The following is an 8,997-nucleotide window of genomic DNA, read 5'->3' as shown; positions in this document are numbered from 1 at the left end:
GCCCGGGATCTCCCGGATCCTCGATCCTTCCCCCATCCGGTGACCCGGGCCTCCGGGAAGGATTCTCTACCGTTGGCCGGAAAGCCACCGTACCGCTCTGCCGTCGAGATCCGACAGGATCGCTTCGGCCTGCGCGCGCGTCGCCTTCCCCGCGAGTCCGAGATGGTACCGCTCCCGGGAAAGGAGCCACAAGGTGCCGGAGGGAAGGTCGGCGCGATACCGGTCCTCTCCGGCCGGGGAGAATCCGGGGATAGCCCCCTGGAGTTTCTTCACGAAGCCGGGGGCGAGCGCTTCATACCCCAGCAGCGCCCGCCGGTGAAACACGACGGGTCCCTCGGCCGCCCGCGCGACCGAGCGCTATTTCGCCGCCGTCTTCTTCTCCATCGCCTCGGACAATATCTGGATCCCCTTCTTCGACTCCACCACGGAGCGGGTGAGCGACTCCCGGGCCGCCTCGGGGTTGTGGAAACCGTCGGAGTTCTCCGCGGTCCACCACTCCCACAGGATGTGGGCCTTCTGGTGCTGTTCCCGCGCCTCCCGGATCGCCGCCTCGTCGACCCCCGCCTTCCTCGCCTCCACGATCCCGTCGATCAGTCTCCCCAGCCAGAACTCCGCCTTCCGCATCTTGCCCTTGACGAAGCTCTTCACCGACTCGATCTCGTAGATCGCCTGATCGGGGGTGAGCTTGGGGTGGCACTTCGCGGAGAGGCAGGTCTCCTGGAGGTAGTGGCGGGGGGTCGTCTGCCAGTGGCTCGTGAAGACCTTCCCCTGCCTGTTCTTCACCTTGGGCATGTGGCAGTCGTTGCAGGAGACCCCCACGCGGTCGTGGACGGAGTTCCAGAAGGTCTCCGCCTCGGGGTGCTGGGCCTTCCAGAGGAGACCGCCGGTCAGCCCGTGCTTGAAGTCGCGGAAGCCCAGGGCGTTGTAGTGGTCGTAGATCTGGAAGACGTCCTTGAAGGGGAAGTGGTTCGACCGCCGGTCGGACGACTGGATCGAGTACTCCCCCGTCTTGGGGTCGAACCCCGGGTTGCAGTTGTACTCCACGTGGCACTGCCCGCACTGGAGCTTCGCGTCGTACTTCTCCAGGAGGGCGATCTTCCGGAATCCCTCCCGGAACTCGACGACCTTCATCTTCGTCGCCCTGGGGTCCTTGTGCCAGAGGGTGTCCCTCTCCGGCCGCTCGAGCGCCTGGATCAGGGCGTCCCGGACGATCCGCGGCTTCGCCGCGTGGGGGTCGTGGCAGAAGAAGCAGTTCAACCCGTTCTGGAGGTCCTTCACGAACTCCACCACGTTCGAGGTGCGGTCCCACTTGGCCCGCTCATCCTTGTCTCCCAGGAATTTCCATTTCAGGATCTGGTCCTGGGTCTTGCACTGCAGGCAGGTCGGGTTCGCCGCCGGCGCCGACTCGGGGAGGAACGCCTTGTGCTCCTTCGAGTCCGGGTACCGGTCCTCCAGGACGTCCCAGGCCTTCGGGTTTCCCGGGGCGGCGACGTACGACCATCCGGTCTTCGACTGGAACCTCCCACCGTACGCCCGGTCGACGATCAAATGGTCGACGAGCATGAACTTGTGGCTGCGGGGGGCCGCATGCTCCTTCGTGAAGCCGTGCCCCATCATCAGCTTGTCCCAGAGGGGGTTGGGAGCCCGCTCGGTGAGGAGCGACTTCTCCACCCGGGCGAACCGCTTCATGTTGAGCCGGGTGAAGGTTTCGTACTGGTCCTTGTGGCAGGCGCCGCACGCCTCGTGGTCGAACCTCGTGCCCGGCCTCTTGTCGCTGTCCGCGAGGTGGGCGGCGGTCCCGGTGTGGCAGGAGACGCAGTTGACCTTCCCGTGCCTGTTCCCTTTTTTCAGCGCCTCGATCCCGTCGTGGCAGTCGAAGCACTTCGCTTCCTGGACCGGCGCCTCCTCCTTCGCCTTCGCGGGCGCCCCCCATGCCTGTTTCACTGCGACGGTGCCGCCGGCCGCAAACCATGCCGTGAACGCAGCCAGCAGGACGACGAACCCCAGCGCGCGCGTCCTTTTCATCCGTTCCCTCCTTGGCTGGGTTGACCGGGGAAGGCAAGTATACCACCGGAGAACCCTCTTTTTTTCTAAATAGTTCGAGTCTGTTTTGTCTCCCCGCCGGGTAACACAGGTTACCGGGCGAATGCTTCGCCCCATCGAAACCATCTTTACGGATCGCTCGTTAACGGATTTTTTCCTGGACCCAGTTTCCGTTTGATTATTGTGCAGTTCCAAAGAGGAGACTCAAATCGCTCTCCTTTTGGGATAACCCCCGGCAAAAGGGATCCATGAGAGTCACGCAGACTTCGCAGCCATCATGTCTTGTCCAGCATTTCCCGCACCTTCCTCGCCAAGACCGTGGGGGAAAACGGCTTTCCCAAAAACGGGGTGCCCGGCCGGATCACGAACGCCTTGTGGATCGCATCCGCCGAATACCCGCTCATGAAGATCCCCTTCAACCCGGGGGTCTCCTTCCGCATCGCCTCGAACGCCTCCTTCCCCCCCATCCTCGGCATGACCACGTCCAGAACAACCAAGGCTATATCCTCCCCGTGTTGCCGGAACAGGTCGACGGCCTCTTCCCCGTTGCGGGCCGGGAGCACCGTATACCCGAGTTCCTTCAGGATCCGCTCTGAGAGCGTCCGGATCAATTCATCATCATCCGCCAGGAGGATGGTCTCCCTGCCTCCCCGGACCGGTTCCGCCTTGACAGGCACCCTGACATCCGGGGGATCCTCGACCGCGGGGAAGTACACCTTGAAGGTCGACCCCATCCCCGGCTCGCTGTACACATGAATGAACCCGTTGTGCTGCTTCACGATCCCGTACACCACCGAAAGCCCCAATCCCGTCCCCTTGTCCGGCGCCTTCGTCGTGAAGAAGGGCTCGAACACCCGATCCCGGGTCGCTTCGTCCATCCCGATCCCCGTGTCGGAAACCATCAGAAACGTGTAGCGCCCCTGTTTCATGTACGGGTAACTCCGGACATATTCCTCATCGAGGGCCGCTGCACCGGTCTCCACGAGGAGCTGCCCCCCTTCGGGCATCGCGTCCCTGGCGTTCAGGTACAGGTTCATTAGGACCTGCTGGATCTGCCCCCGGTCTGCCCGAACAGTCGGAGTCTCCTCGGCCAGGAAGGTCCTGACCTCGATCAGTTCCCCGGCCACCTTCGCAAAGAACTTCACATGGTCGTTCACCACGTCGCGTACGTCCAGGTTGACCGGTTCGACCACCTGTCGGCGGGCAAAGGTCAACAATTGCCGCGTCAAGGTTGCGGACCGCTCCGCAGCTCTGGAGATCGCATCCAGGTCCGCCTGCGCCTTCGGATCGCCGGCAAGCCGCATCCGAAGCAACTCGCCATACCCCATGATCCCGGTCAGCGCGTTGTTGAAATCGTGGGCGATCCCTCCGGCGAGGGTGCCCACCGACTCCATCTTCTGGGCCATCCTCACCTGTTTCTCGAGCAACATCAAATTCGTGACGTCCCGCTTCGCGGCGACGAAATTCACGATCTCTCCCGAGGAATCGCGTAGCGGCGTGATCGTGGCATCCTCCTCGTAAAGCGATCCGTCCTTCTTCCGGTTGATGAAATGCCCGGACCAGACCTCTCCCCGCGTAAGGGTATCCCACAATCCCCGATAGAACGCCTCGTCGTGCTTCCCGCTGCGCAGGACCCTGGGGTTTTTCCCGACGGCCTCCTCCCTCGAATATCCCGTGACGCGCTCGAAGGAGGGATTGACGTACTGGATCACCCCCTCGCGGTCGGTGACGACGACCGCCTCGCCGGACTGCTCGACCGCCATCGCGAGCCGGGCCTGGTTCTCCTCGCCCCGGCGACGCTCCGTGATGTCCAGCAACAATCCGTCAACATAGGAAAAGGTGCCGCTTTCATCGTAAATCAACTGCCGCCGGTCCTCGATCCACCGGATGACGCCGTCCTTGCGCCGGATTCTGTACTCCCTGCGGAGGGTGGCCGACTTTTCCCTTGTCGCCTTCCGGAAAGCTTCCTTGACCTCTTCCAGGTCGTCCGGGTGGATGATCGTCTTCCAACTCACGGCCCCGCTCGTGAACTCCTCGGCGGTATAACCGGTAACCGGCCCCACCTCGGCACCGATGAAGGACACCGACCAGTCCCGATGTCCCCGGTAGACCATCCCCGGGACGTTGTTTGTCAGAGAAAGCAGGCGGTTTCCAAGCTCCTGCTTCTCCACGGCAACTTCCAACATTCTCCGGGACTCATCCTGGCCCCGCTCGAGCTCTCCCGCCATCTCGTCGAACACCCTGCTCAGTTCGCCGAGTTCGCCATAGGTGGGCGGCAGCCCGGAACGTGCCGTGAGGTCGCCTGCGGCCAGGCGCTTCGACGCGCCAACGAGGGCGCCTATGGGACGCAGGAACAGGAAGTTCCCGCCGAACCACATCATCGCCAGCGCAAACATCGAGACCACGGCAAGAATTACAAGGTTTCTGGCCAGTTCCCTGCCGGACTCCGCGAAGAGCCCACTCGTGGGAATGCCGAAAAGGATATACAAGTCCGCTTTGTGGAGCGTACTGCCCAAGTCGGAAAACAGATACAGCCGCTCCACGCCGTCCGCCCCAACAGCTTCGAACATCCCCTTTTTCTCCTTCGAGATCCTCTCGAAGTAGGACTTCTCCAGGGGATTTCCCCTCCCTAACAGTTGCACCGCGGGATAAGAAGCCAGTACGGCTCCGTTGCGGTCGAGCTTCACGTGGGTGGAGTTTGCGGGTGTCTGAACGTCAAGCTCGTACTCGAACTTTGTCACATGGGACAGGTCCAGGGCGGCAATGACGACCGCGGAGACCTTCCCTTCATTGTCCAACACCGGGTACCCGAAATTGATCGCAGGCTTCCCCGTGATAAGACCCACCTGGTACTGGCCGATGGTGAACTCCCGGTTCTTGAGAGTCTCCTGGAAGTACAACCGGCCGGACGCGTTCACCGGCTCCTTGAATGGGATGGCACTGCCGATCACCAGCCCGTCGGGCCGGGCCACCGAGAAATTCAGATATCGCGGATAGTTTTTCAGGAACCGTGCGAGGAGTTCGTCGCAACGCTCCCCCCCCTGGACAACCACCGGGATTTCCGCCAGCGTCGCGAGAATCTGCTGCGTCTCCCGAAGGATCTTCTCCTCGTGGATGACCGCGAAATTGATGAGACTCGACGCATCCTCCCTCGCACGCTCGACGGCATGATGCCTCATCTCCCGGGCATGGGAATAAAACAATACTCCGCTGGGAACAATGACCAGGAGAGCCCAGAGGATCAATCGGGCGCGAATGCTGGAGAAGGAGAGCTTCGGCATATACGATTAGATGATTCGGCGGGTTTTGCAGTTGGCGCAAATCCGGATGAACCCGCTAAGAACCTTGGCGAGAGCGTATCCAAGAGACCTCTCGAGGTCATGGGCCCGCTCCTCCAACTTCAGGCGCTCCCGCAGCTGAGCCGCCTCTTGATCAGGGGTATCAGAAACAACCGGGTGAAATTCTTCGAGCGAACCATGGTTCCGCAAATCCCCCTTTCATCGCATTCGTTCCTCCCGGTCCGGGATCCTGCTGCCCTTGCCCCTCGGAAGAAAGGGCCGGGGGGACAAGTGGACACGCGGGGAACGATTCCTGCTCAGGATATGCAAAGGATTCCCGCCTCGGAGTTCTCTTGGAGATAGGACAGGAACACATCCACGCAGTGCGGGTCGAACTGGGCCCCCCGGCAGCGTGCAAGCTCCTCCATCGCTTCCTCCTTTGTCCGGGTGCGCTTGTATGCGCGGTCCGAGATCATGGCGTCGAAACTGTCCGCGACCGAAAGGATCCTCGCGGCCAGGGGGATCTCCTCACCCCTCAGCCGGTCCGGATATCCCTCCCCGTCGTATCGCTCGTGGTGGTGGCGGACGATCGGGCACAGGCGCCCGAGGGATCCCACCGGCTTCAATATGTTCTCCCCTCCCATCGGGTGCGCGAGGACGAACTGGAGTCCGTCCGGGGGAAGCGCCCCACTGTTGTGCAGGATGTGATCGGGAATCCCGATCTTGCCGATGTCGTGGAGGAGCGCCGCAGACTCCAGGTCTCTCACGAACGCTTCCGGGAGGTCCATACGCACGGCGATCTCCACCGCGAACTCGGTCACCCGCTTGGAGTGGCCCCGGGTGTACTTGTCCCGCGCCTCCACGGCGGTGGCCAGTGCCGAAACCGTCTCCACGTACGTCTTTTCCATGCTCTCCTTCAGCTCGGCGTTCTCGACGGCCACGGCCATCTGGGTGGCCAGGTTCTGGACCGTGAGAAGATCCTCTCCGGTGATCTCCCGCTGGCCCGCCGCCAGTCCGATGCTCATGACCCCGCGGGTTTTCTCGCTGGTTCTCAAAGGGATGTGGATCGCCCAGGGCATGCTCTTTTCCAGGGGCGTGAGCATGTCCGGCCTGCCCCACGGCATCGATTCCGAGGTGGTCACCAGCTGCCCGTGGGTAGCCACCCATCCCACGATCCCTTTCCCTTGCCGCACGACCGTGCCACGGAGCTCCTCTTTCAAGCCCACCGACGCGCATAAGGAAAGTTCCCTCCCGTCGGGAGAGAGCAGGAAGATCGCACCCACTTCGAGACCGGTCAGGGTAAGAAGAGACCGCAGGAACACCTCGAACATGTTCGACATGTCCACGTTCTGCCCGAAACTGACGCAGACCTGCGAAAGCAGGGTCTGGATCTGTGTTTTCGAGGACTGCAGGTTGTCGATCGTTTGCTGAAGCCGGCCGGTGATCCGGTTGAAATTCCTGGCGAGTTCGCTGATCTCGCCTTCGACGTTCGTGTCCATGCGCCGGTCCAGGTCGCCCCCGGCGATGGCCGAGGCGTCCCGGGTGGCCTTCAGCAGGGCCTGGACCACGGACCGGCAGAGAAAGAAGCCCCCCGTGCCCAGCACGGCCACGGACGCGGAAAAGAGGGTGAGTTGCAGCCAGTCCCGGCGGACGGCGTCCACGTACTCGATGAACAGGTAGGTGGACAGCAGCATGGGGATGATGAACATCGCCGAAAAGGCGATGACGAATTTCCGCGCCACCGTGTCTTCCCCGGAAAATCTCGACATTCTCATACCGCTTCCTTCGAATTCTTGGATTCAACCTTGAACCGGGAGAAAATCGGGGGAGGGCGATCACACATACATTTCCCGGTGAGCCTCGAAGATTTCCTCGAATTTGCGGGAGTTCGCCCGAAAGATTTCGAGGATCCCGGGATCGAAGTGATGGGGGGTCGTGCGGTCGTCTCCCTCGGTAATGATCCTCACGGCCGTCTCGTGGTCGAAGGGGGGCTTGTAGGGGCGCCGGCTCCGCAACGCATCGTACTGGTCGATGATGTTGAGGATCCTCCCCTCGATCGGGATCTCCTCCCTTTCCAGACCATGCGGGTACCCCTTCCCGTCCCACCGCTCGTGGTGGTAGAGGGCGAACTTCTCGGCCGATTTCAGGTACGGGCTCTCCGAACCCCGAAGGATCCGCCCCCCGATCGTGGTGTGGGTCTTCATGATCTCGAATTCCTGCGGAGTGAGCTTCCCCGGCTTGAGGAGGATCGAATCGGGGATCCCCACCTTCCCGATATCGTGCATCGGGGCGGAGTAGAACATGACGTCGGCCTCCGGTTGCGGGATCCCCAGTTCCTTCACGACCACCGCCGTGTAGTAGCTGATCCGCTTGATGTGGACGTAGGTGTCCTCGTCCCGGTACTCGGCGGCCAGCGTCAGACGCTGCACGGTGTCGAGAAGAGCCTCCCGAAGCTTGCGGGTCCGATCCTGCACCTGCATCTCGAGGATCCTGCTGTGCGACTCGAGAACGTCCTGGTACTTCTTGACCTTGAGGAGGTTGTTCACCCGGACGATCAGCTCCGTGCCGTCCACCGGCTTCGAGAGAAAGTCGTTCGCCCCGGCATTCAGGGCGTTGATCCGCGACTCGCGGTCCTTGTTGGAGGTGAACATCACCACGGGGATCCCCATGGTGGCGGAATCGCTCTTGAGAAGCCTGCAGGTCTCGAACCCGTCCATCCGGGGCATGGAGATGTCCAGGAGGACGAGATCCGGGGATAGTTTCCTCGCTTTTTCCAGCCCCTCCACCCCGTCGGAGGCCGATTCGGCGGAAAACCCCTGGTACTCGAGGATCGCTCCCATGACATCGACGACCCCCGCCTCGTCGTCGACGATCAGGACCCTCCCTCTTTGTTGAGTGTCCAATTCTTTCCTCCTGAACAGCCTTATCTATAAGGTATATCGACATATGATTGCCAGGTCTTTAGGGACTTTTCCAGAATTCATCCGGGTGCCGAAACTACGGCAAAGGGGAAATTTCGGTCGCTTCATCCATTCGATCCGGGATAACGCAGCCTCCTAAGGATCGCAAGGAGTTGACGCGTTTCTTTGTCGATCAGGTGGTCTTCACAACGTCGGAAGTGAAAATGGGCCCCCATACGAGGCCCATTCTCGCGGAACTTGCGAAATCCACCCTCACCGGTAACCGAACGGGCGTCGGTGCAGTGGATCGGATGAACCGGCTCCCCGACAATACTGATGAAAAAAGGAACTCACCAGAGACGGCCAAGTAGTTGGGCACACTTATCGAGATCGTTCCCCATGGGCGCCCGCTGGAGGTCACTGCCCTCCGCCCACGACGTCGGCGATCATGCCCACCGCGGCCAACGCGATCACCACCGCAAGCGTGGTTCGCAGCCATCGGGGGCTGGCGCGGTGACTGAGAATGCTGCCGATCTGGGCGCCCGGGACCGCAGCGAGCACGAGCAGCACGGCGGGGAGCAGCGGCACCTGCCCCGTCGCCGCCTTGCCCACGAATCCCGCGAGCGAGGCGAGAAACACGACCGCCAGGTTGCTCCCGATGACCACACGGGTTGGCAGACGGAGGGCATAGAGCATCAGGGGAATGAGGATGAACGAGCCTCCCTGCCCGACCAGCCCCCCCAGAAAGCCGATCACCACGGCAATCGATACGGCGA

General features: G+C 62.0%; 6 protein-coding genes and 1 pseudogene (1 of these 7 running past the window's edge). All 7 read right to left on the bottom strand.

What is annotated here, in order from left to right; translation table 11 throughout:
- Positions 1-66: 66 nt before the first annotated feature.
- Positions 67-324: a hypothetical protein gene (locus tag A2X88_03760; GenBank protein OGP33468.1), complete on the bottom strand. Its 258-nt coding sequence runs from the start codon at positions 322-324 to the stop codon at positions 67-69.
- 33 nt (positions 325-357) lie between these two features.
- Positions 358-2,025 (bottom strand): hypothetical protein, encoded by a 1,668-nt coding sequence (locus A2X88_03755; GenBank protein OGP33467.1) that lies wholly within the window; start codon positions 2,023-2,025, stop codon positions 358-360.
- Between the two features lie 293 nt (positions 2,026-2,318).
- Positions 2,319-5,246 carry a hypothetical protein gene (locus tag A2X88_03750; protein OGP33466.1) on the bottom strand — a complete coding sequence of 976 codons (2,928 nt, stop codon included), beginning with the start codon at positions 5,244-5,246 and terminating at the stop codon, positions 2,319-2,321.
- Between the two features lie 84 nt (positions 5,247-5,330).
- Entirely contained in the window at positions 5,331-5,531 is a 201-nt protein-coding gene (locus tag A2X88_03745) for a hypothetical protein (GenBank protein ID OGP33465.1), read from the bottom strand.
- Between the two features lie 107 nt (positions 5,532-5,638).
- Positions 5,639-7,090 carry a hypothetical protein gene (locus tag A2X88_03740; GenBank protein OGP33464.1) on the bottom strand — a complete coding sequence of 484 codons (1,452 nt, stop codon included), beginning with the start codon at positions 7,088-7,090 and terminating at the stop codon, positions 5,639-5,641.
- Between the two features lie 66 nt (positions 7,091-7,156).
- Positions 7,157-8,224 carry a two-component system response regulator gene (locus tag A2X88_03735; GenBank protein ID OGP33463.1) on the bottom strand — a complete coding sequence of 356 codons (1,068 nt, stop codon included), beginning with the start codon at positions 8,222-8,224 and terminating at the stop codon, positions 7,157-7,159.
- Positions 8,225-8,638: 414 nt separating this feature from the next.
- Positions 8,639-8,997 (bottom strand): annotated as a pseudogene (locus A2X88_03730) (hypothetical protein); it runs 436 nt beyond the window's last position.

The sequence above is a fragment of the Deltaproteobacteria bacterium GWC2_65_14 genome, assembly GCA_001797615.1.
In the GTDB taxonomy this organism is placed as follows: domain Bacteria; phylum Desulfobacterota; class Deferrimicrobia; order Deferrimicrobiales; family Deferrimicrobiaceae; genus GWC2-65-14.
The sequence above is the reverse complement of the archived record's forward strand: the minus strand, read 5'-3'. Positions and strand labels throughout refer to the sequence as shown.

Coding starts and splice junctions, on each gene's coding strand:
- A2X88_03755 (OGP33467.1), bottom strand. CDS start 2,025: ATGAAAAGGACGCGCGCGCTGGGGTTCGTCGTCCTGCTGGCTGCGTTC.
- A2X88_03740 (OGP33464.1), bottom strand. CDS start 7,090: ATGTCGAGATTTTCCGGGGAAGACACGGTGGCGCGGAAATTCGTCATC.